The organism is Actinomadura sp. NPDC048021 (assembly GCF_040653135.1).
In the GTDB taxonomy this organism is placed as follows: domain Bacteria; phylum Actinomycetota; class Actinomycetes; order Streptosporangiales; family Streptosporangiaceae; genus Spirillospora; species Spirillospora verrucosospora.
Map to the genome: position 1 here is coordinate 49,448 of NZ_JBEZJQ010000005.1, position 25,207 is coordinate 74,654.

21 protein-coding genes and 2 pseudogenes are annotated in these 25,207 nt (G+C 73.8%); 15 read left to right on the plus strand and 8 right to left on the minus strand.

Features of this window, described 5'->3' with window-relative positions; translation table 11 throughout:
* Window positions 1-20: 20 nt before the first annotated feature.
* Both trxA and AB0C87_RS10235 read right to left on the minus strand, forming a co-directional pair.
* Window positions 21-344 carry a thioredoxin gene (gene trxA, locus AB0C87_RS10230; RefSeq protein ID WP_179837481.1) on the minus strand — a complete coding sequence of 108 codons (324 nt, stop codon included), beginning with the start codon at window positions 342-344 and terminating at the stop codon, window positions 21-23.
* A complete protein-coding gene (locus AB0C87_RS10235; protein ID WP_360577318.1) occupies window positions 341-1,327 on the minus strand; it encodes a lysylphosphatidylglycerol synthase transmembrane domain-containing protein in 987 nt (328 codons plus the stop codon). Before AB0C87_RS10235 ends, trxA begins: the two co-directional genes overlap by 4 nt.
* A gap of 66 nt (window positions 1,328-1,393) precedes the next feature.
* Here AB0C87_RS10235 and AB0C87_RS10240 point away from each other — a divergent pair, with 66 nt between their 5' ends.
* The 3 genes from AB0C87_RS10240 to AB0C87_RS10250 all read left to right on the plus strand — a co-directional run bounded on the left by AB0C87_RS10240 (window position 1,394) and on the right by AB0C87_RS10250 (window position 4,508).
* The gene (locus tag AB0C87_RS10240) at window positions 1,394-2,098 is read left to right on the plus strand and encodes a class I SAM-dependent methyltransferase (RefSeq protein ID WP_345177699.1); all 705 of its coding nucleotides are present in this window, start codon (window positions 1,394-1,396) and stop codon (window positions 2,096-2,098) included.
* Window positions 2,099-2,257: 159 nt separating this feature from the next.
* Window positions 2,258-3,406 carry a glycosyltransferase family 1 protein gene (locus AB0C87_RS10245; RefSeq protein WP_345177701.1) on the plus strand — a complete coding sequence of 383 codons (1,149 nt, stop codon included), beginning with the start codon at window positions 2,258-2,260 and terminating at the stop codon, window positions 3,404-3,406.
* Between the two features lie 34 nt (window positions 3,407-3,440).
* Window positions 3,441-4,508 carry an NDP-sugar synthase gene (locus AB0C87_RS10250; protein WP_345177703.1) on the plus strand — a complete coding sequence of 356 codons (1,068 nt, stop codon included), beginning with the start codon at window positions 3,441-3,443 and terminating at the stop codon, window positions 4,506-4,508.
* A 98-nt stretch (window positions 4,509-4,606) separates the two neighbouring features.
* Here AB0C87_RS10250 and AB0C87_RS10255 read toward each other — a convergent pair whose 3' ends face one another.
* Window positions 4,607-5,032, minus strand: a complete 426-nt coding sequence (locus AB0C87_RS10255) for a hypothetical protein (protein WP_360577165.1) — start codon at window positions 5,030-5,032, stop codon at window positions 4,607-4,609.
* A gap of 219 nt (window positions 5,033-5,251) precedes the next feature.
* Window positions 5,252-6,154 carry a GON domain-containing protein gene (locus tag AB0C87_RS10260; RefSeq protein WP_360577166.1) on the minus strand — a complete coding sequence of 301 codons (903 nt, stop codon included), beginning with the start codon at window positions 6,152-6,154 and terminating at the stop codon, window positions 5,252-5,254.
* Between the two features lie 224 nt (window positions 6,155-6,378).
* Here AB0C87_RS10260 and AB0C87_RS10265 point away from each other — a divergent pair, with 224 nt between their 5' ends.
* Window positions 6,379-7,317 carry a DNA-3-methyladenine glycosylase 2 family protein gene (locus AB0C87_RS10265; protein WP_360577167.1) on the plus strand — a complete coding sequence of 313 codons (939 nt, stop codon included), beginning with the start codon at window positions 6,379-6,381 and terminating at the stop codon, window positions 7,315-7,317.
* Between the two features lie 286 nt (window positions 7,318-7,603).
* Window positions 7,604-8,548, plus strand: coding sequence for a LysR family transcriptional regulator (locus AB0C87_RS10270; RefSeq protein WP_345177710.1), 945 nt, complete (start codon window positions 7,604-7,606; stop codon window positions 8,546-8,548).
* 24 nt (window positions 8,549-8,572) lie between these two features.
* Here the strand turns inward: AB0C87_RS10270 and AB0C87_RS10275 are convergent, their stop codons facing one another.
* From AB0C87_RS10275 to cofD, 3 genes are all read right to left on the minus strand, one after another.
* On the minus strand, window positions 8,573-11,137 hold the full coding sequence (locus AB0C87_RS10275; RefSeq protein WP_360577168.1) for a bifunctional FO biosynthesis protein CofGH: 2,565 nt from the start codon (window positions 11,135-11,137) through the stop codon (window positions 8,573-8,575).
* Window positions 11,138-11,283: 146 nt separating this feature from the next.
* Window positions 11,284-12,615 (minus strand): coenzyme F420-0:L-glutamate ligase, encoded by a 1,332-nt coding sequence (locus tag AB0C87_RS10280; RefSeq protein WP_360577169.1) that lies wholly within the window; start codon window positions 12,613-12,615, stop codon window positions 11,284-11,286.
* Window positions 12,612-13,565, minus strand: a complete 954-nt coding sequence (cofD, locus tag AB0C87_RS10285; protein ID WP_360577170.1) for a 2-phospho-L-lactate transferase — start codon at window positions 13,563-13,565, stop codon at window positions 12,612-12,614. The genes AB0C87_RS10280 and cofD overlap by 4 nt, the downstream gene beginning before the upstream one ends.
* 117 nt (window positions 13,566-13,682) lie before the next feature.
* Here cofD and AB0C87_RS10290 point away from each other — a divergent pair, with 117 nt between their 5' ends.
* The 5 genes and pseudogenes from AB0C87_RS10290 to AB0C87_RS10310 all read left to right on the plus strand — a co-directional run.
* Window positions 13,683-14,633, plus strand: coding sequence for a hypothetical protein (locus AB0C87_RS10290; protein WP_345177720.1), 951 nt, complete (start codon window positions 13,683-13,685; stop codon window positions 14,631-14,633).
* A gap of 222 nt (window positions 14,634-14,855) precedes the next feature.
* Window positions 14,856-15,119 (plus strand): WhiB family transcriptional regulator, encoded by a 264-nt coding sequence (locus AB0C87_RS10295; RefSeq protein WP_021594342.1) that lies wholly within the window; start codon window positions 14,856-14,858, stop codon window positions 15,117-15,119.
* Between the two features lie 180 nt (window positions 15,120-15,299).
* The gene (locus AB0C87_RS10300; RefSeq protein WP_360577171.1) at window positions 15,300-18,602 is read left to right on the plus strand and encodes a glycosyltransferase family 2 protein; all 3,303 of its coding nucleotides are present in this window, start codon (window positions 15,300-15,302) and stop codon (window positions 18,600-18,602) included.
* A gap of 50 nt (window positions 18,603-18,652) precedes the next feature.
* Window positions 18,653-19,087, plus strand: a pseudogene (locus AB0C87_RS10305) (DUF5719 family protein); the annotation flags it as partial.
* 28 nt (window positions 19,088-19,115) lie between these two features.
* Window positions 19,116-20,048, plus strand: a pseudogene (locus tag AB0C87_RS10310) (DUF5719 family protein); the annotation flags it as partial.
* Between the two features lie 8 nt (window positions 20,049-20,056).
* On the opposite strand, the gene AB0C87_RS10315 reads toward AB0C87_RS10310, so the two are convergent.
* Entirely contained in the window at window positions 20,057-20,485 is a 429-nt protein-coding gene (locus AB0C87_RS10315) for a metallopeptidase family protein (protein WP_345177726.1), read from the minus strand.
* A 172-nt stretch (window positions 20,486-20,657) separates the two neighbouring features.
* On the opposite strand from AB0C87_RS10315, the gene AB0C87_RS10320 reads away from it, so the two are divergent.
* From AB0C87_RS10320 to AB0C87_RS10340, 5 genes are all read left to right on the plus strand, one after another.
* Window positions 20,658-21,038 (plus strand): DUF3499 domain-containing protein, encoded by a 381-nt coding sequence (locus AB0C87_RS10320; protein ID WP_179846169.1) that lies wholly within the window; start codon window positions 20,658-20,660, stop codon window positions 21,036-21,038.
* A gap of 135 nt (window positions 21,039-21,173) precedes the next feature.
* Window positions 21,174-22,529, plus strand: a complete 1,356-nt coding sequence (locus tag AB0C87_RS10325) for a phosphomannomutase/phosphoglucomutase (protein ID WP_360577172.1) — start codon at window positions 21,174-21,176, stop codon at window positions 22,527-22,529.
* 42 nt (window positions 22,530-22,571) lie between these two features.
* Window positions 22,572-22,754 (plus strand): Trm112 family protein, encoded by a 183-nt coding sequence (locus AB0C87_RS10330; protein ID WP_089315918.1) that lies wholly within the window; start codon window positions 22,572-22,574, stop codon window positions 22,752-22,754.
* Window positions 22,751-23,890, plus strand: a complete 1,140-nt coding sequence (locus AB0C87_RS10335) for an SIS domain-containing protein (protein ID WP_360577173.1) — start codon at window positions 22,751-22,753, stop codon at window positions 23,888-23,890. The genes AB0C87_RS10330 and AB0C87_RS10335 overlap by 4 nt, the downstream gene beginning before the upstream one ends.
* Window positions 23,891-24,850, plus strand: coding sequence for a cation diffusion facilitator family transporter (locus AB0C87_RS10340; RefSeq protein WP_345177734.1), 960 nt, complete (start codon window positions 23,891-23,893; stop codon window positions 24,848-24,850).
* The last annotated feature ends 357 nt before the right edge of the window (window positions 24,851-25,207 follow it).

A 25,207-nucleotide genomic window follows, 5' to 3' on the forward strand; every position in this document is an offset into this window, starting at 1 on the left:
CCACCCTGGAGGGGAGGAAGTCAAAGGTGCGGTTCGATGACCTTCATCAGGGCGCGCTTCGGCTTGGCGCCGACGATCTGCTCCACGACCTCGCCGTTCTTGAGGAGCAGGAGGGTCGGCAGTCCCATCACGCCGTACTTGCCCGGCGTCTGAGGGTTCGCGTCGTAGTCCATCTTCGCAATCTTGATCTTGCCGTCCTGCTCGGCGGCGATCTGCTCCAGGACGGGAGCGATCATGCGGCACGGCCCGCACCAGTCGGCCCAGAAGTCGACCAGCACGGGGGTGTCACTGCTCAGGACCTCGTCCGCGAACGTCGCGTCGGTCACGGTGATCGGGGCCGTCACGATCCCTCCTTCGTAGGCTGCGCATCCGTCATGGGCTGCGTACCCGTCACAAGCGGCTCGGAGCGCGGTTCATTCCCGGTCGCCGGGGCCGTCCTGCCCAGCAGGAACGCCGCGCCCGCGATCAGCAGGTCGGCGGCGGTCAGCAGCACCCGGGACGCGATCGCGACCACGACCGGCGCGCCCGCCGGGAGGACCGGCGTCAGCACGACCGTCAGCGCCGCCTCCCGGGCCCCGATGCCGCCCGGCGCGATGAAGACGAGGAAGCCGGCGACGAACGCCAGCGCGTACGCCCCGGTCGCCAGGAAGGGCAGCCCCTTGCCGTCGCCGCCCACGGCCGCGCACAGCAGCCACGTGTGCACGCCGAACAGGGCCCAGCCGAGGACCGTCCACCCGATGGCCCTGAGCGTCGCGGCGAGGCCGACCGGGTGCTCCAGCGGCGGCCGCCGCACGAGCCTGAGCATCACGCCGAGCGCCCAGCTCACGATCTTCGGGTGCAGCATCGCCAGCAGGACGGGCGCCAGCAGGAACAGCCACCAGTACTCCCGGCGCGCCGCCGCGGACGTCAGCGGCAGCGTCACCGCCGCGACCGCGAGGCCGCACGAGGTGGACGTCGCGACCGCCAGCATCGTCGAGCCGAAGCTGCGCTCGGGCGGCACCTTGTGCTCGCGCGTCATCTCGATCTGGGTGACCAGCGCCCACACCTTGCCCGGGACGTACTTGCCGAGCTGGCTGATCCCCGAGATCCGGAAGACGGCCCGCACCGGCAGCGGCGACCCGAGCCCGGCGAGGAACTCCCGCCAGCCGAGCATCCAGGCGAAGAGCCCCGCCAGGCCCGCGGCGAGCGCCCCGGCCAGCGTCGCCCACGACATCTGCCGGAACGCGTCCACCGCGGCGTCCCACTGGGACGCCACGCTGTAGCCGCAGAACGCGAGCGCGAGCAGGACCAGGAGCACGCGCAGGGCCCGGACGGCGACGACCTTCATCTTCACGCGCCCAGCGTAGGCGAACGTGACCTCGCGGCCGTCCGCTCCGCCTAGAGTTGGGGAGCGATGAAGATTTCGGATGTGGTCGCCTTCATGGGGCACCAGGTGCACGTGTGCCGGTACCGCGAGGCGGGGACGCTGCTCGACTGGATGGGGCGCGACCTGCGCGGCAAGCGGGTCCTCGACGTCGCGGGCGGTGACGGCTACTGGGCCGGCCGCGCGCGCCGGCGCGGCGCCGAGGCCGTCTCGATCGACCTGGCCCGCGGCAAGATGGTCTACGGGCGGACGCTCGCGCACGCCCCCGCGCTGATCGAGTGCGACGCGCTGCGGCTGCCGTTCGCCGACGGCTCGTTCGACGCGGTCCTGTCGGTCTGCGCCATCGAGCACTTCGACGACGGCGGCAGGTCGCTGGACGAGATGGCGCGGGTCCTCAAGCCCGGCGGTGAGATTTTCATGTCCGCCGACGTGCTGAGCCGCGCCGACGCCTGGCCCAAACTGCGCGACGCGCACAAGGCCAAGTACCACGTCCAGCACACCTACACGCACGACAGCCTGCGCAAGCTGATGGACGAGCGCGGCCTCGACCTCGTCGGTCACAGCTACCAGTTCCGCACCGCGGCCACCGAGCGCCTCTACCTGTCCCTTTCCACCTACGGCGGCAGGGTCGGCTTCAACGCGGCCGCGCCGCTCACGCCGCTCGTCGCCCTCGCCGACCGCGCCGCGCCGAACGAGCGCGGCAGCATCGTCCTGGTCCGCGCCCGAAAAAGATAAGGCCCCGCGGGGGCCGGGGCGCGTAAGCGGTGGCCGTGTGGGGAGGGCCCCTCACGGATGAATCGCGTGGAACGAGATCCGGCGAGTTGGCGCCTTCCGGGCGTACGCTCGGAGAGTAAAGAGTGATCTACGCCACCGCGCTGGATGGGGGAGTGGACCGTGGCGCCTCGGATTCTGCTCGACGCCACCGCCGTGCCTGCCGACCGCGGCGGGCTCGGCCGGTATGTGGACGGGCTGCTGTGCGCCTTGCACCGGCAGGGCGCCGACCTGGCCGTCGCCTGCCAGCGTGCGGACGCCGAACGCTATGAGGGCCTCGTGCCCGGCGCGCAGGTGGTCGCCGGGCCCGCGACGCTCTCGCACCGCGCCACCCGCCTGGCCTGGGAGCAGTCGGGCCTGCCGCACGTGGCCCGGCGCGTCGGCGCCGAGGTCATCCACCTGCCCACCTACACGATGCCGGTGAGCGCGGGCCTGCCGACCGTGGTGACGATCCACGACGTCACCCTGTTCGCCGAGCCGGAGCCGCACGACCCGGTGCGCACCTCCTACATCAAGTCGGCCACCCGCACCGCCGCCCGCCGCGCCACCCGGCTGATCGCGCCGTCCCGCGCGACGCGCGACGAGCTGGTCCGCATCCTCGGCGCCGACCCGTCCCACATCGACGTCGCCTACCACGGCGTCGACCACGAGGTCTTCCACCGCCCGTCCGAGGCGGAGGTCAAGCACGTCTCCGACCGCCTCGGCCTGCACGGCCGCCCCTACGTCGCCTACCTGGGCGCGCTGGAGCCCCGCAAGAACGTCCCGAACCTGATCCGCGGCTGGGTGCGGGCGTGCGCCGGCCGCGAGGACGCGCCGGCGCTCGTCCTCGCGGGCAGCGGCGGCTGGGACGACGAGGTCGACGCGGCCCTCGCCACCGTCCCGCTGGAACTGCGCGTCCTGCGCCCCGGCTACCTGCCCTGGCCGGCCCTGCCCGGGTTCTTCGGCGGCGCGCTGGTCGTGGCGCTCCCGAGCCGCGGCGAGGGCTTCGGGCTGCCCGTCCTGGAGGCCATGTCCTGCGGGGCGCCCGTCCTGACCACGCACCGCGGCCCCCTCCCCGAGGTCGGAGGCGACGCGGTCGCCTACACCGAACCCGATCCGGAGGGCATCGGCGCCGCCCTCACCTCGCTGATCGACGACCCGTCCCGCCGAGCCGAACTGGCCGAGGCGGCCCACACCCGCTCCGAGCGGTTCTCCTGGTCGGCGTCCGCCGAGGCGCACATGGCCTCCTACCGGCGTGCCGTGGACCAGTACGCCGCGGCACGCACCCACTAGGCTCTCTCCGACCGCGCGTGGAGAAAGGAACCGAGTGGAAGCGATCCTCCTGGTGGGAGGTCAAGGCACCCGCCTGCGCCCCCTGACGATCTCCACCCCGAAGCCCCTGCTCCCCACGGCGGGGGTGGCGTTCCTCGCGCACCAGCTGGCCCGCGCCCACGCCTCGGGCGTCGAGCGCATCGTGTTCGCCACGTCCTACCGCGCCGAGATGTTCGAGGCCGCCTTCGGCGACCGCGCCTACGGCGTCGACCTCGCCTACGTCAGCGAGGACGAGCCGCTCGGCACCGGCGGCGCCATCCGCAACGCCGCGCGCGCCCTCACCTGCGGCCCGGACGACCCGGTCCTGATCCTGAACGGCGACATCCTGTCGGGTCACGACGTCCGCGCCCAGGTGAAGCTGCACGAGGCCGCCGCCGCCTCGGTGACGCTCCACCTCACCGAGGTCGACGACCCGTCCCGGTTCGGCTGCGTCCCCACCGCCGGCGACGGCCGCGTCACCGCCTTCCTGGAGAAGACGCCCCATCCGGTGACGAACCAGATCAACGCGGGCTGCTACGTCTTCCGCCGGTCGGCCATCGACACGATCCCCGAGCACGAGGTGGTCTCCGTCGAGCGCGAGACGTTCCCGTCGCTCATCTCGTCCGGAGCGGTGGTCATGGGCTACGTCGAGTCGGGCTACTGGCTGGACGTCGGCACCCCCGAGGCCTTCGTCCGGGGTTCGCGCGACCTCGTCCTCGGCGCCCTGGCGTCTCCCGCCATGCCCGGCGAGCCGGGCGAGCGCCTCGCTCTCACGGGCGCCCGCGTCGCGCCGGGCGCGGTCGTGCGCGGCGGCACCACCGTCGGCCGCGGCGCCGTGGTCGAGGCGGGCGCCACCGTGATCGGCAGCGTCCTGCTGGAGGACTCGTTCGTCGCCGAGGGCGCCACCGTCCGCGACTCGGTCCTCAGCCGGGGCGCCCGGGTGGGCCCCGGCGCGGTCCTCGACGGCGTCGTGCTGGGCGACGGCGCGGTGGTGGGCCCCGGCAACGAACTGCGCTGCGGCGTGCGCGTCTGGCCCGGGATCAAACTGCCGCCGACGGCCATCCGCTTCTCCGCCGACGACTGAGTTCTTTACTCCGTTCCCATCCGGCGGCGTATTCGCGGTGCGCCGAATTCGGCCGCGCCGCGGCCCTTTCTCAACGGTATTCCGGCCTGGCCCTTTGCTCAGAAGGTGCGGCTGGTGAACCAGGTCGCCTGGCTGCCGGGGTGGTTCAGGTCGACGGTGATCCCTGACAGGCGCCTGTCGCCTCCCAGCGAGCCGTCGTAGCGTCCCCGGGTCCCGTTGAACCATCCGATGATGAAGAAGATGTTGAAGCCGTCCACCGATCCCGCCTCGATCGTCCCGGCCGTGCTGCCGTAAGCCGCGGAACCGAAGAGCCTGCCGGCGCCGTCCTGGGTCACGTTGACCTGGATGTTGCCTCCGCGGCTCTGGAAGATCGTGTAGATGCCGCCGGCGTTGAACGCCGGCGCGGCGAGTGCCCTGCTCGGCGCGGTGGCCGGTGCCGCGGCGTCGGCGGCGGTGGGAGTCAGGGCCAGTCCGCTCGCGCTCAGGGCGAGGGCGAGGGCGGCCGTGGCGATTTTGGGGAGCATGATGCCTCCGTGGGGCGACGACGAGAGACCGCCGCCTCGACCCACGATTGTTCGCCAGCGGAAAGCGTCGGTAGCGGTCGCTTTTGGGGCGGGCAAAGAAATCACTTCATGGCGACCATTTGATGCGCTGTGCTCGGTGGGGGCCGCTGACCGCTGGGTTCGGGCGAAGTGAGACCGCCTTGCGCCCAGGGCGCAAGGCGGTCTCACGGATGCCGTGGGTCAGCGGAGGGAGCGGACCCGGCCGTCCAGGCCGAGCACCGCCACCGTAGAGCCGCCGGGGCGCAGGTGCACCAGGCGGTGTGAGCCTTCCCGCGTCACCTGCATCCGGGGACTGGCCGCCGGGGTGAGGCGCAAGCAGATCTGGCGTTCGCTGCGGATCTGGTTCGTGCAGTCCAGTTTGAGGTTGGGCATGCCCGGACTCGGGTTGAACGGGTTGTACCGGACCGGGGCCGGCATGATCCAGCCGCAGAAGCCGCCGCCGCGCAGGGCGACGGTCTGCGCGTCCGGGCTGACGGTGGCCGTGCCCGAGGGGCCGGCGCCGCCGGTGGCGAACGTGTTGTTCACCCGGACGGCCGTGCCGCGCAGGTCGATGTTCCCCTCACCGACGGGAGTGCCGGTGCACGACATCGCCACGGCGTAGGGCATGCTCGTCACGGTCTCGGAGCCGCTGTGCCGGAGCGAGCCGGTGGACGAGGCGAACTTCAGGTCGCCGATGTCCACGGTGAACGCGGCGGGGTCGAGGCGGAGCCGGGTGAAGGTGGTCCTGACGTTCGTCCCGGGCGACGCGCCGCCGGCGGTGTATTGCGAGTAATTCTCGGACGAACCGGTCCTTTCGAGCGTCACGTACTCCTTGGGAGTCGTCGTCATGTCGGCGCAGTAGACCGTGAAGAGTTTCGCGCCGTCGCTCAGCAGATAGGTTCCGTCCGGCGCGCTGGGGAAGTTCAGGCGCACTTGCAGGCAGCTTCGGTACGCGACACCGGCGTCGGCGTGCGCGGGCACGGTCGCGGCCAGAGGGAGGGCCGCGCAGGTGGCGGCGAGGAACGCGGACGCCCGAAATGGCATTTTCGCCATGAACTCTTCCTTTTGTTGGGGGATGATGCTGCCCGGCAGATTAACAGCCATTTTCTGAATGCAATATGGCCGCAAGGTAAGGGCGCGGATGGCCGTCGCGTCAGAGTTGTGCCGGGGCAAAACAAGAAGAATTCTGCTTTATGGCGATATTTATATTTTGCCGTGGAACGGGAAGTTCACCCGCCGGGCGGTGGCAGACTGGTGCCGGAGACCGTCGAGGCGCCGACGTGCGAGAAGGCCCCGGTGGAGCATGTGAGGCAGGGAGAGTCGGCTCGTTGAGCGTTGCTGAACCGTCGCCCGGGGTGGCCGGGGAGGCGACCGCTGGGCGCCTCCCCGGCCGGGTCCGGATGTGGCGGCCGCCGTGGGAGCTGGATCTGCGGGACGTCCTGGCGCCGCATCGGCGCGGGTCCCGCGATCCGGCGTGCCGGTTCGAGCGGGACGGGTCCGTCTGGCGGACGTCCCACACCCCCGACGGTCCCGGCACGCTGCGGGTCGGGTGGGCCGGGGACGCCGTCGAGGCCGAGGCCTGGGGGCCGGGCGCCGAATGGCTGCTGGACGGGGTGCCGGAGCTACTGGGGGCGGCCGACGAACCGGACGGGTTCGTCGCGCGGCACGACGTCGTCCGCGACCAGGCGCTCAAGCGTCCGGGGCTGCGGATCGGACGGACGGGGCGGGTCTTCGAGGCGCTCGTGCCGGCGGTGATGGAGCAGAAGGTGCTGGGGCAGGAGGCGTGGCGCGCCTGGGCGTACCTGCTGCGCCGGTTCGGGCAGCCCGCACCCGGCGCCCCGCACCTGCGGGTGCCGCCGCCGCCGGAGGTCTGGATCCGGATTCCCTCGTGGGAGTGGCACCGGTCCGGCCTGGAGGCCGTCCGCGCCCGGACGATCATCGGGGCGGCGCGGGTCGCGCGGCGGTTGGAGGAGGACCCGGGCGAGGCGCGGCTGCGGTCGCTGCCGGGCATCGGCGTGTGGACGGCCGCCGAGGTCAGGCAGCGCGCGGTGGGCGATCCCGACGCCGTCTCCGTCGGCGACTACCACCTGCCCGGCCTGGTCGGCTGGGCGCTGGCGGGCCGCAAGGTCGACGACGCCGGGATGCTCGAACTGCTGGAGCCCTACGCCGGTCATCGATACCGGGTCACCCGGCTGCTGGAATCGTCCGGGATGCACCCGCCGAGGCGTGGCCCCCGTTTGCCGGTGCGGGACTATCGGTCCTTCTGACCGGGGCCTGCGCCGTGCGGCGGCGCAGCCAGAAGTTGTTCCGGGTCCAGTCGAGGCCGTCCCGGCTGTCGGCGCCGAAGAGGGGGCCGAGGACGGCGAGGGCGATGATGAGGCCGAGCACGTACAGCATGGTCTTCTTCCTTGGGATCGCAGTGGCGGCGTTCCCGCGCGGGGCGACCGGGGGAGCCGGGGTCTCCGCTCTCACCGTCGCACCTACAGTTTGACTCAGTCCAACATTCAGGTCCAGCGAGGCTTTCTGTAGGGATTGTGTAAGAATCTCTTCACCATGTTGGATCTCGGACGTCTGCGGGTGCTGCGCGAGCTCAAGCTGCGCGGGACGCTCGCGGCCGTCGCGGACGCCCTCGGCTACACGCCGTCCGCGGTGTCGCAGCAGCTCGCGCAGCTCCAGCGGGACGTCGGCGTGCCGGTGGTCGAGCGCGCCGGGCGGCGGCTGCGGCTGACCGAGGCGGGCGAGGTGCTCGTCGAGCACGCCGAGGCGCTCCTGGAGCGGGCGAAGCGGGCCGAGGAGGCGGCGCTCGCCGCGAGCGGGCGCGTCGCGGGCGCGGTGCGGGTCGTCGGCTTCCAGACGGCGCTGCTGCACGTCCTCGCGCCCGCGCTGCCGCGGCTGGCGGATACCTATCCCGACCTCGTCGTGGACGTGCTGGACGAGGAGTTCCACCGGGTGCTCCAGGCGCTGGTGCTCCAGGAGATCGACGTCGTGCTGAACGACGAGTACTCGCACCTGCCGCGGCCGCGCAGGCCGGAGCTGACCTCCGAGGTGCTCGTCACCGAGATCATGCGGGTCGGGATGCCGGAGGGCCACCCGCTCGCCGGGCCGGGCGGCCCGGTCCGGATGGCCGACCTGGCCGGGTGCCCGTGGGCCACCGGGCACGTCGGCACCAACCACGCCGACCTGCTCGAACGGACGTGCGTGGAGCTGGGCGGCTTCCGGCCCGACGTCCGCTTCAGGTCCAACGACCTCATGGTGATCTTCGCGATGGTCGCCCAGGGCGGCGCCGTGTGCCTGGTGCCCGACCTCGCGCTCGCCGAGCGGGAGGAGGGCATCGTCGTGCGGGACGTCGCCGACGCCCCCGTGGAGCGCCGGATGGTCATGTGGACGCGCGTCGGCGCGCAGGTGCGGCCGTCGGTCGAGGCCGTCCTGCGCGAGCTGCGCCGCTCGGCGGACCTGCTGGTCGAACGCCGTCCGAGCTGCCGCCGCGGCGCGCCCTGACCGGGCCCGCCGCGGCGGCGACGCTCACACGGGCCGGGACACCGGGGTCAGGGTGAGGGCCTGCCGTCCGAAATGCCCGATGCCGTCCGTGCGGCGGGACGCCTCCAGGCGCTCGGCGGGAACGTCCCCGTACAGGGTGGTGCGCTGCCGGGCGGGGCGGCCCGCGCGCGCCGCGATCGCCTCCAGCTCGCTGATGGGCTTGAACGATCCGTTCTCCGAGCCGGCCATCCGGCTGATGGTCTCCTCCATGAGGGTCCCGCCGAGGTCGTTCACCCCTCCCTGGAGGACGCGCGTGCACAGTTCGTCCCCGAGCTTCACCCAGGACGTCTGGATGTTGGGGATCGCGCCGTGCAGCAGGATGCGCGCCAGGGCGTGGACGGCGACGTTCTCCCGCGCGGTCGGCCCCGGCCGCGCCAGCCCCGCGAGGTAGATGGGCGAGTTGTGGTGGACGAACGGAAGCAGCACGAACTCGCTGAACCCGCCCGTCCGCTCCTGGAGGGACCGCAGCAGCTTGATGTGCGCGACCCAGTGCGCGGGGGTGTCCACGTGCCCGTACATCATGGTGGACGTCGTCGGGATGCCGATCTCGTGCGCGGTCGTGACGACCTCGACCCACTGGTCCGTGGGGAGCTTCCCCTTGGTCAGCACCCACCGGACGTCGTCGTCGAGGATCTCGGCGGCCGTCCCGGGCAGCGAGTCGACGCCCGCCTCCTTCGCGGCCTCCAGCCACTCCCGGATCGACAGGTCCGTCCGGGACGCGCCGTTCACGACCTCCATGGGGCTGTAGGAGTGCAGGTGGATGCCGGGCGCGCGGCGCTTCACCTCGCGGGCGAGGTCGAAGTACGCGGTCCCGGGCAGGTCCGGGTGGATGCCGCCCTGCATGCAGACCTCGGTGGCGCCCGCCTCCCACGCCTCGTCCACGCGGTCCCCGACCTGCTCCAGGGACAGCGTGTAGGCGTCGGCGTCCGTGCGGCGCTGCGCGAACGCGCAGAACCGGCAGCCGGTGTAGCAGACGTTGGTGAAGTTGATGTTCCGGGTGACGACGTAGGTGACCTCGTCGCCGACGGCGTCGCGCCGCAGGCCGTCCGCCAGCGCGGCGAGCGCGTCCAGTTCGGGGCCCTCGGCGTGCAGGAGGGCCAGCGCCTCGTCGTCGGACAGGCCGGCGGGGTCGCGTTCCGCGCGCGCCAAAGCGGTCTTGACGTCCGCGTCGAACCGCTGGGGCGCGGCCATGCGGTCGCGCAGGGCGTCCCAGTCGCCGTACACCTCGTCGAAGTCGTCGCGCCGGTCCGCGGTGCGGCCCGTCGTGTCGATCTCGGTGTGCAGGTCGGTCCGGCCGAACGCCGCGAACCCGCCGTCGGGCTCCTGCCAGGGACGCCCCTCGGGGACGGCGCCCTCCCGCGCCAGCCCCGTCGCGGGGTCGGCGAGCGCGGCGACGTGCGCGGTGAGGCGCGGGTCCAGCCAGGGCTCGCCGCGCCGCACGTACTCGGGGTAGATCGTGAGCCGCTCGCGCAGCTCGAAGCCCGCCCCGGCGGTCCTGGCGGCCAGCTCGTCGATCTGCGGCCACGGCCGCTCCGGGTTCACGTGGTCGGGCGTCAGCGGCGACACCCCGCCCCAGTCGTCGATCCCGGCGCGCAGCATCAGCGCGAACTGCTCGGCGACCAGGTTCGGCGGCGCCTGCACGCGCGCCTTCGGGCCGAGGACGAGGCGCGTCACCGCGATCGTCGCGGCGAGCTCCTCCAGTTCGGCGTCCGGAGTGTTGCGCATCCTGGTGTCGGGCTTGGCGCGGAAGTTCTGGACGATCACCTCCTGGATCGCCCCGTACTCGCGCATCGTCCGCCGGATCTCGAAGATCGCGTCCGCGCGCTCCTCGACCGTCTCGCCGATCCCGATGAGGATGCCGGTCGTGAACGGCACGTTCGTGCGGCCCGCGTCCTCCAGCACCCGCAGCCGGACGGCCGGGTCCTTGTCGGGCGACCCGAAGTGGGGGCCGCCGCGCTCGCTGAACAGCCGCGTCGCGGTCGTCTCCAGCATCATCCCCATGGACGGCGCGACCGGCTTGAGCCGCTGGAAGTCGCGCCAGGTCAGCACCCCGGGGTTCAGGTGCGGCAGAAGACCGGTCTCCTCCAGCACCCGGATCGCCATCGCGCGCACGTACGAGAGCGTGTCGTCGTAGCCGTGTGCGTCCAGCCACTCGCGGGCCGGGCGCCACCGGTCCTCGGGACGGTCCCCGAGCGTGAACAGGGCCTCCTTGCAGCCCATCTCCGCTCCGCGCCGCGCGATCTCCAGCACCTCGTCGGGGCTGAGGTAGGGCGAGTCGAGCCGGTGGGGGACGGTCGCGAACGTGCAGTACCCGCAGCGGTCCCGGCAGAGCCGGGTCAGCGGGATGAAGACCTTGCGGCTGTAGGTGATGACGCCGGGACGGCCCGCGGCCTCCAGGCCGGCGTCCCGGGTGCGCGCCGCGTGGGCGAGCAGGTCGTCGAGCCGCGCACCCCGCGCCTGCAGCAGTGTGGCGGCCTCGGATCGGTCCAGTGTCTTGCCGTCGCGCGCGCGGGCCAGGGCCCGGCGAAGAGCGGAGCTCGTGGCGTCCATGCGGGCACTCTATGCCAATCGTCATATTCCGCGCCGCGCCGGGGTCCGAAAGAACGGACAAAAGGAATGGCCCCGGCCGTAGAAGCCGGGGCCCGCCCGGATCTATTCCCGCGCGTTCACTCTGTTCCGCTTACCTGACGTTCCCCTCATCTGACCTCGATGAAGGCGTCCGGGGCGCGCGGCGGCCGCTCGCGCGGGGGCGCGGCCGCGTGGCCCACCCCGACGGCGCCCATCGGGTCCCATTCGTCCGGCAGGTCGAGGACGTCGCGCACCACGTCGCGGCAGAACATCGTGCTCGACACCCAGCACGAGCCGAGCCCCTCCACGGCCAGCGCGACCAGCAGGTTCTCCACGCCGGCCCCGGCCGCCACCACGAACATCTCGCGTTCGGCGCGCGACCGCCGCTCGTCCGGATAGTCGTGCGACCCGTCCATGACCAGGCACGGGACGACGAGGTAGGGGGCCCGGCGCAGCACCTCGCCGCGCCGCAGCCGCTTGGCGACCGACGCGTCGGAGAAGCCGTCGCGGCGCAGGTCGGCCTCCCACGCGTCGCGCATCGCGTCCAGCAGCCGCGTCCGCGACTCCGCCGACTCCAGCAGGACGAACCGCCACGGCGTGGTGTGGTGCGGGGCCGGCGCGGTGATCGCGGCCCCGACCGCCCGCCGCACCGCCGCCGGGTCCACCGGCTCGGCGGTGAACTCGCGGATCGTGCGCCGCGCGCCCAGCACGTCCGCCGATCCGAACCGGAACATGTCCTCCTCCGGCGGGCGCACCAGCGCCCGCGCGCCCGGCCCGTCCTCCGGGGTGACCAGGCCGGAGAGCCCGCGCACGACCGCGATCGGCACGCCCTCCAGCTTGCCCTTGACCAGCTCGCCGGCCGCCGCGATCTCGTCGGCGACCGCCGTGATCGTGGCCTCCAGGCGGTTGCCGTAGGCGTCGTCGCGCCCGCGCAGGTCGCTGAGCGGGGCCAGGCCGGCGACGCCGATCGCCGCGTCCGTCAGCCCGTTGCGCCAGGGCCGGCCGAGCGTGTCCGACACGATCACGGCCACGTCGGCCCCGGTCCGCTCCCGCACCCCGGCGCGGAGGCGCCGGGCCGAGGCGTCCGGGTCCTCGGGCAGCAGCAGCACCGTGCCGGGCCGGGTGTTGGACGCGTCGACCCCGGCCGCGGCCAGCACCAGCCCCTGCCGCGTCTCCACGATCCGGGTCTCCCCGCGCGCGTGCGTCCGCCGCGCCACCACCCGCACGGTCTCGGCGTCGATGGCCTTCTCCCGGTCGGCGGCGACCAGGACCCGCCCCTCCGCCTTGCTGACGATCTTGGAGGTGACGACGAGCACGTCGCCGTCCTCGACCGTCCCGTCCGGGATCAGCGCGGCGATGTCGGCCCCCTCGGCGACCTCCGGCATCCCCGGCACGCCGAAGACCTCGATGCTCTGCGCGGGGACGGTTTCCCGGCCCGCTCCGCCCGGCCCCGCGCTCATTCGGCGACCCCCGCCCGCTTCAGCTCCACCGCCAGGTCCAGGGCCGCCCGCGCGATCGCGGCGGTCGACTCGGTGTCGCGCATCAGCAGCGGCCGGGAGCGCACGTCGATGCCCTCCACCCGCACGTCCGCGTCGGCCTCGTCCACGAGCCAGCCGTCCAGCAGCCCGAGGCCGTAGTGCTCGGCGACCGCGCGCGCCGACGTCTCCACCCCGATCGCGGTCAGGCACGCGTCGGCCATCCCGCGCACGGGGGCCCCGCCGACGATGGGCGACACGCCCACCACGGTCTTGGCCGCGACCGCGTCCCGGATGCCGGGAACCGCCAGGATCGTCCCGATGCTCACCACCGGATTGGACGGCGGGAACAGCACCACGTCGGCCGCCTCGATCGCCGCCAGCACGCCCGGCGCCGGCGCGGACTCCGCGGCGCCCACCGCGGCGATCGACAGCGCCGGGACCGAGGCGCGCATCCGCACCCACCACTCCTGGAAGTGGATCGCGCGCCGCCCCTGCTCGTCCTCGACCACCACGTGCGTCTCGACCTGGTCGTCGGTCATCGGCAGCAGCCGCACCCCCGGGCGCCACCGGTCGCACAGCGCCTCGGTCACCGCGGACAGCCGGTATCCGGCCGCCAGCATCTGCGTCCGGACGATGTGCGTCGCGAAATCGCGGTCGCCGAGCCCGAACCAGCCCGGCCCCACCCCGTAGGCGGCCAGTTCCTCCTTGACGGTGAAGGTCTCCTCCGCCCGTCCCCAGCCCTGCTCCTCGTTGATGCCGCCGCCGAGCGTGTACATCACGGTGTCCAGGTCGGGGCAGACCCGCAGCCCGAACAGGGAGATGTCGTCCCCGGTGTTGCCGATGACGGTGATCTCCGCCTCCGGGGCGGCCGCCAGGAGCCCGCGCAGGAAACGGGCGCCGCCGATCCCGCCCGCCAACGCCACGATCTTCATGACCTCAACCCTACGGTGATCCCCGAGGAGAGCAGAGGGGTCGCCGCTCCGGGCGACACTATGCAAAGCTTTGCGTGCTATCGGAGAACACCCGGCCCCGAGTCTGGAGATGCCACCGTGAACAAGGAAGCCGTCCAGCGCCTGCGCGAACCGGCCGCCTGGGTCCTGCTCGCCGCGGCGGGCGTCCACCTTCTCGCGGGCATCATCTCGCTTCTCGGCGGCGACGGCAGCTTCACGCTGCGCGCCCTCGGCCAGACCAACGACGGGACCTTCCTGCAGGTCGCGATGGTCGGCCTCGTCGTCCTGGCGATCATGCTGACGACCTGGGGCGCGACCCCGACCCCGCAGGCCCGGACGATCACCATGGGCGCGCTCGGCGTCCTCGGCGGAATCGGGCTGTTCGGCGTGATCTCGTGGCTGAGCGGGATGCTCGCCGACTCGGACTACGCGGGCGCGGTGACCAAGCTCACGACCTTCCTGGTCGGTGCCGGCGACCTGGCCGTGGTCGGCGTCGGCGGCTGGTTCGCCTTCACGGTCTTCAAGGGGATGCAGCCGCCCCGTCCGCAGCCGCAGATGCAGCAGCAGGGCGGCTACCCCGACTTCGGCTACCAGCAGGGCCAGCCGGGCCAGCAGCAGTACGGGCAGCAGCCCGGCCAGCCCGCCCAGCCCGGCTACGACCAGCAGTACGGCCAGCAGCAGTACCAGCAGTACCAGCAGTACGGCGAAGGGCAGCCACAGCAGCCCGCCCAGGGGTACGGCCAGCAGCAGTACGGACAGCAGCAGTACGGCCAGCCCGGCCAGCAGGGCCAGCCCGGCTACGAGCAGCAGTACGGCCAGCCGCAGGAGTACCAGCAGTACGGGCAGCAGGGCGGCTACCAGGGCGGCCAGCAGGGCGGCCAGCAGGGCCAGCCGCCCGCCGAGGAGGAGGACATGGGCGAGTGGACCCGTGCCTACGGCGGCGGCGGAGGCTCCGGCCAGGACCCGCAGGGCACGCAGCCCGCGCCGCCCGCGGGCGACCAGGAGGGCGGCGACTGGTACCGGGACAACCGCCCCCCGCCCCCGCAGTGAGGCCGCCGTCCCGGCGGTGACCGCCCGATTAACTGATCTTCATCCAAAGGTCGGCATTCACATCCCGGCAAAACCCGCTATGTCGCCCGGGAATGTCTTCCGGCTTGACGGGGCCACTGCTACACGCGTGTAATTTCGTCGGTGTAGTTTCAATGCCGTCTCGGGGGAAGGAACTCGTGGGAGGGCATTGACCAGGGGGTTCCACGGGCAGGGAGGTGCGCTGTGAGCGAGGTGGTCATCCCGCTGGCGCACGGCACAGACGGCGAAGAGTTGGGCTGGCAGGAGCGCGCCCTGTGCGCGCAGACGGACCCGGAGGCTTTTTTTCCGGAGAAGGGCGGCTCCACTCGCGAGGCCAAGAAGGTGTGCCGGGCATGCGAGGTGCGTACGGAGTGCCTTGAGTACGCGCTGCAGCACGACGAGCGGTTCGGCATCTGGGGAGGGCTCTCCGAGCGGGAACGCCGGAAGCTGAAGCGGCAGGCCGTCTGACTCGCGGGCCGCGTCCCGGATCGGTGGATCCGGAGCGTGCCCGGCGCGGCCACGCGTACAGTTATCAGCCGTGTCGGCCCCAGGGCCGGCACGGCTGCTGTCCGTTCGGGACCGCGTGCACGCCGCGCACGGCCCGTCCGACCGGCACCGACACCGTCCGTCCCACAGATCGAGCGACCCTTGGCCCCCACCCTCGATCGCCATGTCGTCACCGCAGTCCTCGTCGCGCACGACGGCGCGCGGTGGCTGCCGGAGGCGCTGAAGGCGCTGCTCACGCAGTCGCGCCCCGTGCAGCGCCTCGTGACCGTCGACACCGGGAGCGCCGACCGCGGCCCCGCCGTCCTCGCGGAGGTGGTCGGCGAGGACGCGGTCCTCACGCTGCCCCGCACCACCGGCTACGGCGAGGCCGTCGCCGAGGCGCTGCGGCAGGACGCCGCGTCCGCGCCCGTCCCGGAGGACGAGTCCGCCCCCGCCCACCACGCCGACCAGGCCCAGGGGCCGCCCAAGCCCCGCACCGAATGGATCTGGCTGCTGCACGACGACTGCGCGCCCGACCGCGACGCGCTCGACCGGCTGCTGCGGACGGCCGACGCCGACCCCAACGTGGCGGTCCTCGGCCCCAAGGTCCGCGACTGGGACGACCGGCGAGTCCTGCGCGAGCTCGGCGTCACCGTCGACGCCGCCGGGCGCCGCCACACCGGCCTCGACCGGCGCGAGTTCGACCAGGGCCAGCACGACGGCGTCCGCGACGTCCTGTCGGTCGGCAGCGCCGGGATGCTGGTCCGCCGCGACGTGTGGGAGAAGCTGGGCGGCTTCGACGTCGAGTACGGCATCTTCCGCGACGACCTCGACTTCTGCTGGCGGGTCCACGCCGCCGGGCACCGGGTCGTCACCGCGAGCGACGCCGTCGTCTACCACGCCGAGGCGTCCCGGCGCGGGCTCCGCGAGATCGGCATGACCGCCGAGCACCCCGCCCGCCGCGACCGCCGCAACGCGCTGCTCACGCTGCTCGCCAACCAGCCGCTCGGGGCGATGGCGCGGGCCCTCGTCCGCAACGTGTGGGCGTCGCTCGCGCACGCCCTCGTCCTGGTGGCGACCAAACGGCCGGGCATGGCCCGCGAGGAGCTGCGCGCGCTCGGCGACGTGCTGCGCTCGCCCGGACGGCTCCGGCGGGCGCGGGCCGCTCGCGCCGAGGGCCGCACGCGCGCGCGGCGCAGCGTCCGGCGGTTCCGGACCCGCTGGGTCGTGCTGCGCCGGGCCGGCGAGGCGGTCTCGGAGTACTTCGCCGTCCACGAGCGCGAACGCGAGGACCGGGACGACGACCTCACGGCCGACGAGCCCGGCCCGATCCGCCGGTTCCTCGCCCGTCCCGGCGTGCTGCTCCTGCTCGGCCTGACCGCCGTCGCGGTCGCGGCCGAACGCTCCCTGCCGACGGCCGCCGGACGGCTCGGCGGCGGCGCGCTCGTCCCCGCGTGGGGCGGTGCGAGCGACCTGTGGGCGCAGTACCTGTCCGGCTGGCATCCGGTGGGGCTCGGCACCGACGCGGGCAGCCCCCCGTACGTCGGGGTTCTGGCCGTGCTGTCCACTGCGGCGTTCGGCAAGCCATGGCTCGCGGTGTCGGTCCTGCTGCTCGGCAGCGTCCCGCTGGCCGGGCTCGCCGCCTACCGCGCGTCGCGGCTGCTGGTGGTGGAGGCGCCGCGGACGGGGCGGCGCGCCCGCGCGACCGGCCGCCGCGTCCCGGTGTCGGCCGTCCGCGCCTGGTTCGCCGCCGTCTACGCGCTGCTCCCCGCCGCGACCGGCGCCGTCGCGGGCGGGCGGATCGGGACCTGCGTCGTCCTCGTCCTCCTGCCGCTGATCGCCGTGCACGCGGCCCGCTTCTACGGCTTCCCCCGGTCGCAGGCCGCCGGGATGGACGCCCGGACGCGCCGCAAGCGCGCGGGCCGGGCCGCCTGGACGGTCGCGCTGCTCCTCACCGTCGCGATGTCCTTCGTGCCGCTGGTCTGGCCGATCGCCCTGCTGGCCGCCGGGATGGTGCGGGCGCTGCTGGACCGGCCGGGGCGCCAGGGCCTGCGCGGCCTGGCCATCGCGCTCGGCGTGCCGCCGCTGCTGACGCTGCCGTGGACCGCCGGCCTGCTGCTCCACCCGTCCCGCTTCCTGACGGAGGCGGGGCTGCACCGGCGGTTCGCCCCCGCCGCCCCGGCCGACCTGCTGGCGCTCGACCCGGGCGGGCCGGGCACGCCCGCGCGGTGGGCGCTCGCCGGGCTGCTCGCGGTCGCCGTGTGCGCGCTGCCGCTCCGCGGCCGCCGGGGCCACGTCCTCGCCGGCTGGCTGCTGGCCGTCTTCGGGCTGCTCGTCGCGGTGCTGACCAGCGCCGCCACCGTCACCAAAGGGGCGGACGAGGCGCCGGTGTGGCCGGGTCTGGCGCTGGTGTTCGCGGGCGCCGGGGTACTGCTCGCCGCGACCGCCGCCGTCCAGCGCGCCACCGAGGTCCTCGCAGGAAGCCACCTGATCTACAAGGCCGGCGGGGCGGCCGTGCTGGTCGCCGCGCTCACTGCCCCCGTCCTCGCGGCCGCGCTCTGGGTGGCCGGCGGCGCGGCCGGCCCGGTCGGGAGAGTCGACCCCGACACGGTTCCCCAGTTCGTCCAGGGAACGGGTGGCGTCCGGACGCTCGTCCTGCATCAGGAGCCGACCGGACGGGTCTCCTACACGGTGCTCAGGGGCGCGCGGCCCCGTCTGGGCGAAGCGGAGGTCACCGTCAAGGGCCGGGCCCATGACCGCATGGACGACCTCGTCGCCGGTCTGGCCGCCGGCCGCGAGGGCGACGACGGGCCCGCGCTGACGCGGATGGGCGTCCAGTACCTGCTGGTGCCGCACCCCGCGAAGGACCCGCTCACCAAGGTCCTGGACGCGTCGCCAGAACTGACGCGCCTCAGCCGCACGGGCACGTTCGCGGTGTGGCGGCTCCAGGCGACGTCCGCCCGGATGATGCTCCTGCAAGGCTCGACCGTCACGCCCCTGCCTGCCGGACGCGTCGACGCGCGCGTTCAGATCCCGCCTGGCACAGGCCCGCGCACGCTCCTCCTGGTCGAGCCCGCCGACGGCGGGTGGCGGGCCGCTCTCAACGGCCGCGACGTCAAGGCACGAACGGTGGACGGCTGGGCGCAGGGATACGACATCCCCACCGCAGGAGGCGAGTTCGACCTGACCCGGTCGATGACGACGCGGCACATCTGGGTCGCCGTCCAGGGGATCGCCGTCCTGCTCGTGGCCGTCCTGGCGCTGCCGGGCGCGCAGACCGACACGCTGACGCCCGCCGGGGAGCGGGAGCGCCGCCGTCGTGGACGGCGCGGACGGCGCCGCGCGCCCAGAGCCCGCGCCCAGCGCGCACTGCCGCCCGCCGAGCCCGCGGAGCCCGCGAAGCCGCCGGAGCCTCCCCAGGCGCCGGAGCCGGTGGAGGAGCCCAGCACGGAGGAGGTGTCCTGATGGACAAGGTCCTGCGCCTCCTCGGCATGCGCTACGCCATCGCCGCCCTCATGCTCGTCGCCGTCGCCGCCCTCTACGGCGCCGCGACGTTCTCCCGTCCGGGCGAGGCGTCCGAGAAGGGCCGCGAGACGCCCGTCACGCACGCCCTGGCGGTCTGCCCCGGACACGAGGGCGGCCGCCTCGCCGTCCAGACCCTCGCCCGGAAGAGCGGCGGAGGACGCGTCGACCTGACGCCGACGAAGGGCGGAACCCCGCTCGGGTCCGTGACGTCGCCCGGCCAGGGCTGGAGCAAGGACACCGAGCCGGGCGGCGACTCCTCCACCCTGCGCGCCACGGGGCCCATCGCCGGCGGGCTGGAGGCGGAGCAGACCGCCTACGAGGACGGCGGCGACGACCGCGGCCTCGCCGCGACACGCTGCGCCGCTCCCGGCACCGACCTGTGGTTCCTGGGCCCCGGGCCGGTCGCCGCCGACGAACTCGACCTCTACCTGACCAACGTCGACGGACGCGCAGCCCGCGTCCGTCGACGTCTCCGCCCTGTCCGGCGAGGGCCCCCTCGACACCACCGAGGGGCGCGGCACGCCCGTCGAGCCCTACACCACCCGCGTCGTGAGGATCGGCGGGTCGCCCGAAGGCCTCGGCGACATCGTGAAGACCGCCGCCGACCTCGCCCTGCGCGTGCGCACCACCAGCGGCCGCGTCGCCGCGTCCCTGCGCGTCCGGATCGGGAAGAAGAAGGGCGTCGAGTGGCTGCCGCGGTCGGCCCCGCCCGCCGCCTCCGCCCTCGTCCCCGGCGTGCCGGGCGGCTCCGGCGGGCGCCGCCTGCTGGTCGCGGTCCCCGGCGAGGCCGACGCCCGGATCAGGGTCCAGGTGATCACCTCGGCCGGGGCGTTCGCCCCGCAGGGCCAGGACGTCCTGGACGCCCCCGGCAAGACCGTGACCTCCGTCCCCCTCGACGGCGCCCTGTCCGGCAGGGCCGCCGCCGTCCGGCTCGTCGCCGACCGCCCGATCCTGGCGGGCTTCGCCGCCGACCGGGGCGCCGACGTCGCCTACGGCGCCGCCACACCGCCGCTCAGCGCGTCGTCGCCCGGCGTCGTCGCCGACAACCGCTTCGACGCGTCCCTGTCCCTGACCGCCCCGTCCGGCGCGGCGAGCGTCCAGGTCACGACCCTGAACGCGCAGGGCGCCGGCTCCCCCCGGCAGGTCGAGATCCCCGCCGGACGGACCGTGGAGACCGAGCTCACCGCGCCCGGCGGCGGAGCGGACGCCTCCTTCGGCGTGGTGATCACGCCGAGGCCCGGCTCCGCGCCCGTCTACGCGTCCCGCATGCTCGCCACCGGCAAGGGCGGCGACCACCTGTTCACCGTGCTGCCGATCGTCCCGGCGCCCACGACCCTGCGCCTCCCGGCCACCGCCGACTCCCAGACGGCCCTGACCCCGAACTGATCCCGGATCTAGTCGTCGGGGGTGTCGTAGCTCGGGTCGACGGACTCGGGGGAGAGGCCGAGCAGGTCGGCGACCTCCTCGACGAGCAGGTCGCGGATCATCTGGGAGAGCTCGGCGTCGCCGGCGGCGCGGGCCTCGACGGGGCGCCGGTAGACGACGATGCGCACGGGCCGGTCGCCGTCGCCGGGAAGGGTCTGGCCGAGCGGGACGGGCCCGTCGAACAGCGGGTCGACTCCCGGGACGTCCTCGACCGCGAACTCGACCCGGGCCAGCTCGCGACCCCAGCGCGCGCCCAGCCGCCTGACCTCGTCGTCGACGAGGTCGGCGAACCGTTCCGCGCGGGTACGTGAGATCGGCGCCTGCGAGGGCGTCAGAGGGCCACGGAGGCCACGACCGTGCCGATCGCGGCGCCGTACGCCTGCCACACGGGAACGCACGCCCCAAGAGTACCTCCGCCGGCGCGGCGGCCCTCACGCACGCCCCGTCCGGCACGGTCCGTGCAGGGAGTCATCACGGAATGTAGTTGTTACCAAGGAAATCGCCCGGTAACGGCGACACGTGCGCCGGGGTGGTGGCGGAGCCGGGTGGGGGGAGGTACGGTCAGCCATCGTGAGCCCCGTCCGCACTTGCTCCCGCACCGCCTGCAAGGCGCCCGCAGTGTTCACGCTCACGTACGTCTACCGCGACTCCACCGCGGTCCTGGGGCCGCTCGCAACGTACGCCGAGCCGCACTGCTACGACCTGTGCGCCGAGCATTCCGAACGGCTCACCGCCCCCATGGGGTGGGAGCTGGTGCGGCTCCCCGTCGAGGAGGAGTCCGAGCCCAGCGCCGACGACCTGGAGGCCCTCGCCGACGCGGTCCGCGAGGCCGCCAAGCCCGCGCCCGGGTCCGGCCACGAGCCGGTCGGCCAGGGCACCGAGGTCGGCCGCCGCGGCCACCTGCGCGTCCTGCGCTCCGAACCCGCCGGGACGCAGCCCGGCCAGGAGTGAACGCGGGCTCCCGCCCCGTCCCGATCCTTCCGCCCCGGTCCCCGGTCCGACGCCGCGGCGGGTCGCGCCCGCCCTTCCCGGTAGGCTCGTGAGCCTGCCGTTTTCCGCGCACGGTTCTTCGGACAGGGAGCAGGAGTGGGCGACCTCGCCAAGATCTTCAAGGCGTACGACATCCGCGGCGTGGTGCCGGACGAGCTCGACCCCGCGACCGCCGAGGCGGCCGGCGCGGCGTTCGTCCGCGTCACCGGGGCCCGCGCGATCGTCACCGCCCACGACATGCGGGAGTCGTCGGTGCCGCTGGCCGAGGCCTTCGCGAGCGGCGCCACGTCCCAGGGCGCGGACGTCGTCGAGGCCGGGCTCGGCTCCACGGACATGCTCTACTACGCCAGCGGCAGCCTCGACCTGCCGGGCGCCATGTTCACCGCCAGCCACAACCCGGCCAGGTACAACGGGCTGAAGCTGTGCCGCGCCGGAGCGCGGCCGGTCGGCCGCGACACCGGCCTCGGCGAGATCCGCCAGATGATCGAGAACGGGGTCCCCGCCTTCGACGGCGAGCCGGGCGCCGTGACGCGGCGCGACATCCTCAAGGGCTACGCCGACCACCTCAAGACGCTGGTCGACCTGTCGTCCATCCGCCCGCTCAAGGTCGTCGTGGACGCGGGCAACGGCATGGGCGGCCACACCGTCCCGTCGGTGTTCGAGGGCCTGCCGATCGACCTGGTCCCGCTGTACTTCGAGCTGGACGGCACCTTCCCCAACCACGAGGCCAACCCGATCGAGCCCGAGAACCTGCGCGACCTGCAGGCCAAGGTCCGCGAGACCGGCGCCGACATCGGCCTCGCCTTCGACGGCGACGCCGACCGCTGCTTCGTGGTGGACGAGCGAGGCGAGATCGTCTCCCCGTCCGCGATCACCGCCCTGGTGGCGACGAGGGAGCTGGCCAAGCACCCGGGCTCCTCGATCGTGCACAACCTGATCACCTCCCGGGCCGTCCCGGAGATCATCGCCGAGCACGGCGGGACGCCCGTCCGGACGCGGGTCGGGCACTCGTTCATCAAGCAGACGATGGCCGAGACCGGCGCGGTGTTCGGCGGCGAGCACTCGGCGCACTTCTACTTCCGCGACTTCTGGTTCGCCGACTCCGGCATGCTGGCGGCGATGCACGTCCTCGCCGCCCTCGGGCAGCAGGACGGGCCGCTGTCGGATCTGCTCCGCGAGTACACCCGCTACGTCGCGTCCGGTGAGATCAACAGCGAGGTCGACGACCAGGCCGCGGCCGCCGCGAAGGTCAAGGACGCCTTCGCCGGGCGGCCCGGCGTCGAGGTCGACGAGCTCGACGGGCTGACCGTCCGCGACGACGCCGCCGGATGGTGGTTCAACCTGCGGCCGTCCAACACCGAACCGCTGCTGCGCCTGAACGCCGAGGCCGGCGACGAGGACACCATGGCGGCGATCCGCGACGAGGTCCTGGCCCTGGTCAGAGAGAAGTGACCGGTCAGGGAAAAGTGACTGCAAGGGAGATGTGACGCTGCCATGACGATGAAGCTGGACTCCTGGCTCCTGGAGATCCTGGCCTGCCCCAACTGCGGCGGCGACCTGCGCGCCGACGAGGAGGCCGACGAGCTCGTGTGCACCGGCTCCTGCGGCTACGCCTACCCGGTGCGCGACGACATCCCCGTCCTCCTGGTGGACGAGGCCCGGACCCCCGCCCCGTGAGCGCCTCCCTCGACCCCTCGCGGCTGGAGAGCACGGAGGCGGCCGAGGCGGCGGATCCCGGCGGCATGCTCCGGCAGGTCGCCTCGTCGGCGGCCCAGGTGCGGGAGGCGCGGCGGGCCGCGGAGGAGGCCGGCGTCGCCGGGCTGGGCGAGGACGGCCGGCCCCGCGCGGTCGTGGTCGTCGGCACCGGCTCCGGCGCGGTCCCGGGCGACGTGCTCGCGGCGGTGTGCGGCACGGGCTGCGCCGTCCCGATCTCGACGGTGCGCGGCCCCCGGCTGCCCGGCTGGGTGGGCGCCGCCGACCTGGTCGTCGCGGTCTCGTCCTCGGGAACCGACGACGAGACCCTGGAGGTCGCCGCGGAGGCCGCCCGGCGCGGCTGCCGCCTGCTGGCCGTCGGCGGGGAGGACTCGCCGCTGGCGGACCTGGCCGGCAGGAGCCGCGGCGTCTTCGTCCCCGTCCGGTCCGCCGGGCGGCCGCGCTCCACGCTGTGGGGCCTGACGGTCCCCCTGCTCCTGGCGGCGCGGGCGCTGCGGCTGGCCGACGTCCCCGACGCGGTGCTGGAGTCCACGGCGTCGCTCCTGGAGGACGTCGCGCACCGGTGCCGCCCGTCCAGCGAGCCGTTCGTCAACCCCGCCAAGCGCCTCGCGCTCGACCTGGCGGGCGACGTGCCGCTCGTGTGGGGCGCGTCCGAGCCGTCCGTCGCGGCGGCGTACCGGATGTGCTGCCAGCTCAACGAGAACGCCAAGTACCCGGCGATCTTCGGGGAGCTCCCGGAGGCCGGCCGGAACCAGGTCGCGGTGTTCGACGGCTTCTTCGCGCGGGCCGGCTCCCCGGCCGACACCGACGACTTCTTCCGCGACCGGCTGGACGAACCGGAGCACGGCCTGCACCTGGTCTCCCTGCGGGACGCGGGGGAGCACCCGCGGGCGCGCGGGCGGGCCGAGGCGGCCGCCGCGCTGGCCCGCGACAGGGGCGTGGCGGTCACCGAGATGCGGGCGGAGGGCGACCATCCGCTGGAGAGGATCGCGTCGCTGATCGCGCTGGCCGACTATGTCACGGTTTACTTGGCTATCGCGCTCGGCGTGGACCCCGCGTCCGAGCCTGCCGTTCAAGAGCTCAGAGCGAGGATTGCGTAGATGAGTGCTGAGGGTGGAACGAAGGCCATCGTCGCCGCGTTGGCCGCCAACCTCGGGATCGCGGCGTCGAAGGCCGTCGCGTTCGCGTTCACGGGTTCGTCGTCGATGCTGGCCGAGTCGATCCACTCGGTGGCCGACTCCGGGAACCAGGGGCTGCTGCTGCTCGGCCGCAAGCGGTCCGAACGCGACCGGACCCCCCAGCACCCCTTCGGGTACGGGCGCGAACGCTACTTCTACGCGTTCGTGGTCGCGGTCGTCCTGTTCACCGTCGGCTCCGCCTTCTCGCTCTACGAGGGCTACCACAAGATCTCCCACCCGGAGGAGGTCAAGTCCCCGATCTGGGCGTTCGCGGTGCTGATCATCGCGATCGTGCTGGAGTCGTTCTCGTTCCGCACGGCGATCAAGGAGTCGAACGAGGTCCGCGGCGAGCAGTCCTGGTGGGCGTTCATCCGCCGCGCCAAGGCCCCCGAGCTGCCGGTGGTGCTGCTGGAGGACCTCGCCGCCCTCGTCGGCCTGATCCTCGCCCTGCTCGGCGTCTCCATGGCCGTGGCCACCGGCGACGGCGTCTGGGACGGCGTCGGCACCGTGGCGATCGGGCTGCTGCTCGGCGCGGTCGCGACGATCCTGGCGATCGAGACCAAGAGCCTGCTGATCGGCGAGGGCGTCGACCCGCAGACCGAGCGGCGGATCATCGAGGCGCTGGAGTCGGTGGACGAGGTCGACCACCTCATCCACATCAGGACCGAGTACATGGGCCCGGACGAGCTGCTCATCGCCGCGAAGATCGCCGTCAACCACGACGACACGGCGGCCGACGTGGCCCGCGGGATCGACGCGGCGGAGGCGAGGGTCCGGGCGCAGATCCCGGAGGCGAAGCTCATCTACCTGGAGCCGGCGCTGGACGAGCCGTCCCGCGCGCACGCGGCGGAGGCTCAGCCGGAGACGCCCGCGTCGTCCTGATCTCGACGCTCCGCGCGGCCCGCTCCACGGGCCGCGCCGGGCACGGGACTCCTCGCCGGGCGGCCGCCGCAGGCGCCGGCCGAACCCCAGCCCAGGCGAGACCGGCGAGTGCCTCCGAGGAGGCGAGCCGCGTCCGTCCGGCGAGGTGCTTTCCCATGCCTCCCCGCCCGGACCCCTGAAACCGGGCGGTTCTGGTGTGACCGCGGCGGCCCCGCCGAACCCCCTACGTCGGCGACGCCACCGTCGCGGTCACGGTTAAGACACTACGTTCGCGGCACTCCTCCGCACGTCCCCCTCAAGGAGGGAACGCGGCTGGTACTCCAGGCGGACTCCCGCGATCGGCATACACCCGCACGG

What these genes read in the sequence shown, in the direction of transcription:
- AB0C87_RS10255 (WP_360577165.1), bottom strand. Translation starts at nt 5,032, where the DNA reads ATGCTCCCCAAAATCGCCACGGCCGCCCTCGCCCTCGCCCTGAGCGCG.
- AB0C87_RS10275 (WP_360577168.1), bottom strand. Translation starts at nt 11,137, where the DNA reads ATGGACGCCACGAGCTCCGCTCTTCGCCGGGCCCTGGCCCGCGCGCGC.
- AB0C87_RS10240 (WP_345177699.1), top strand. Translation starts at nt 1,394, where the DNA reads ATGAAGATTTCGGATGTGGTCGCCTTCATGGGGCACCAGGTGCACGTG.
- AB0C87_RS10280 (WP_360577169.1), bottom strand. Translation starts at nt 12,615, where the DNA reads ATGAGCGCGGGGCCGGGCGGAGCGGGCCGGGAAACCGTCCCCGCGCAG.
- AB0C87_RS10340 (WP_345177734.1), top strand. Translation starts at nt 23,891, where the DNA reads ATGAGTGCTGAGGGTGGAACGAAGGCCATCGTCGCCGCGTTGGCCGCC.
- AB0C87_RS10330 (WP_089315918.1), top strand. Translation starts at nt 22,572, where the DNA reads ATGACGATGAAGCTGGACTCCTGGCTCCTGGAGATCCTGGCCTGCCCC.
- AB0C87_RS10260 (WP_360577166.1), bottom strand. Translation starts at nt 6,154, where the DNA reads ATGGCTGTTAATCTGCCGGGCAGCATCATCCCCCAACAAAAGGAAGAG.
- AB0C87_RS10270 (WP_345177710.1), top strand. Translation starts at nt 7,604, where the DNA reads ATGTTGGATCTCGGACGTCTGCGGGTGCTGCGCGAGCTCAAGCTGCGC.
- AB0C87_RS10235 (WP_360577318.1), bottom strand. Translation starts at nt 1,327, where the DNA reads ATGAAGGTCGTCGCCGTCCGGGCCCTGCGCGTGCTCCTGGTCCTGCTC.
- cofD (WP_360577170.1), bottom strand. Translation starts at nt 13,565, where the DNA reads ATGAAGATCGTGGCGTTGGCGGGCGGGATCGGCGGCGCCCGTTTCCTG.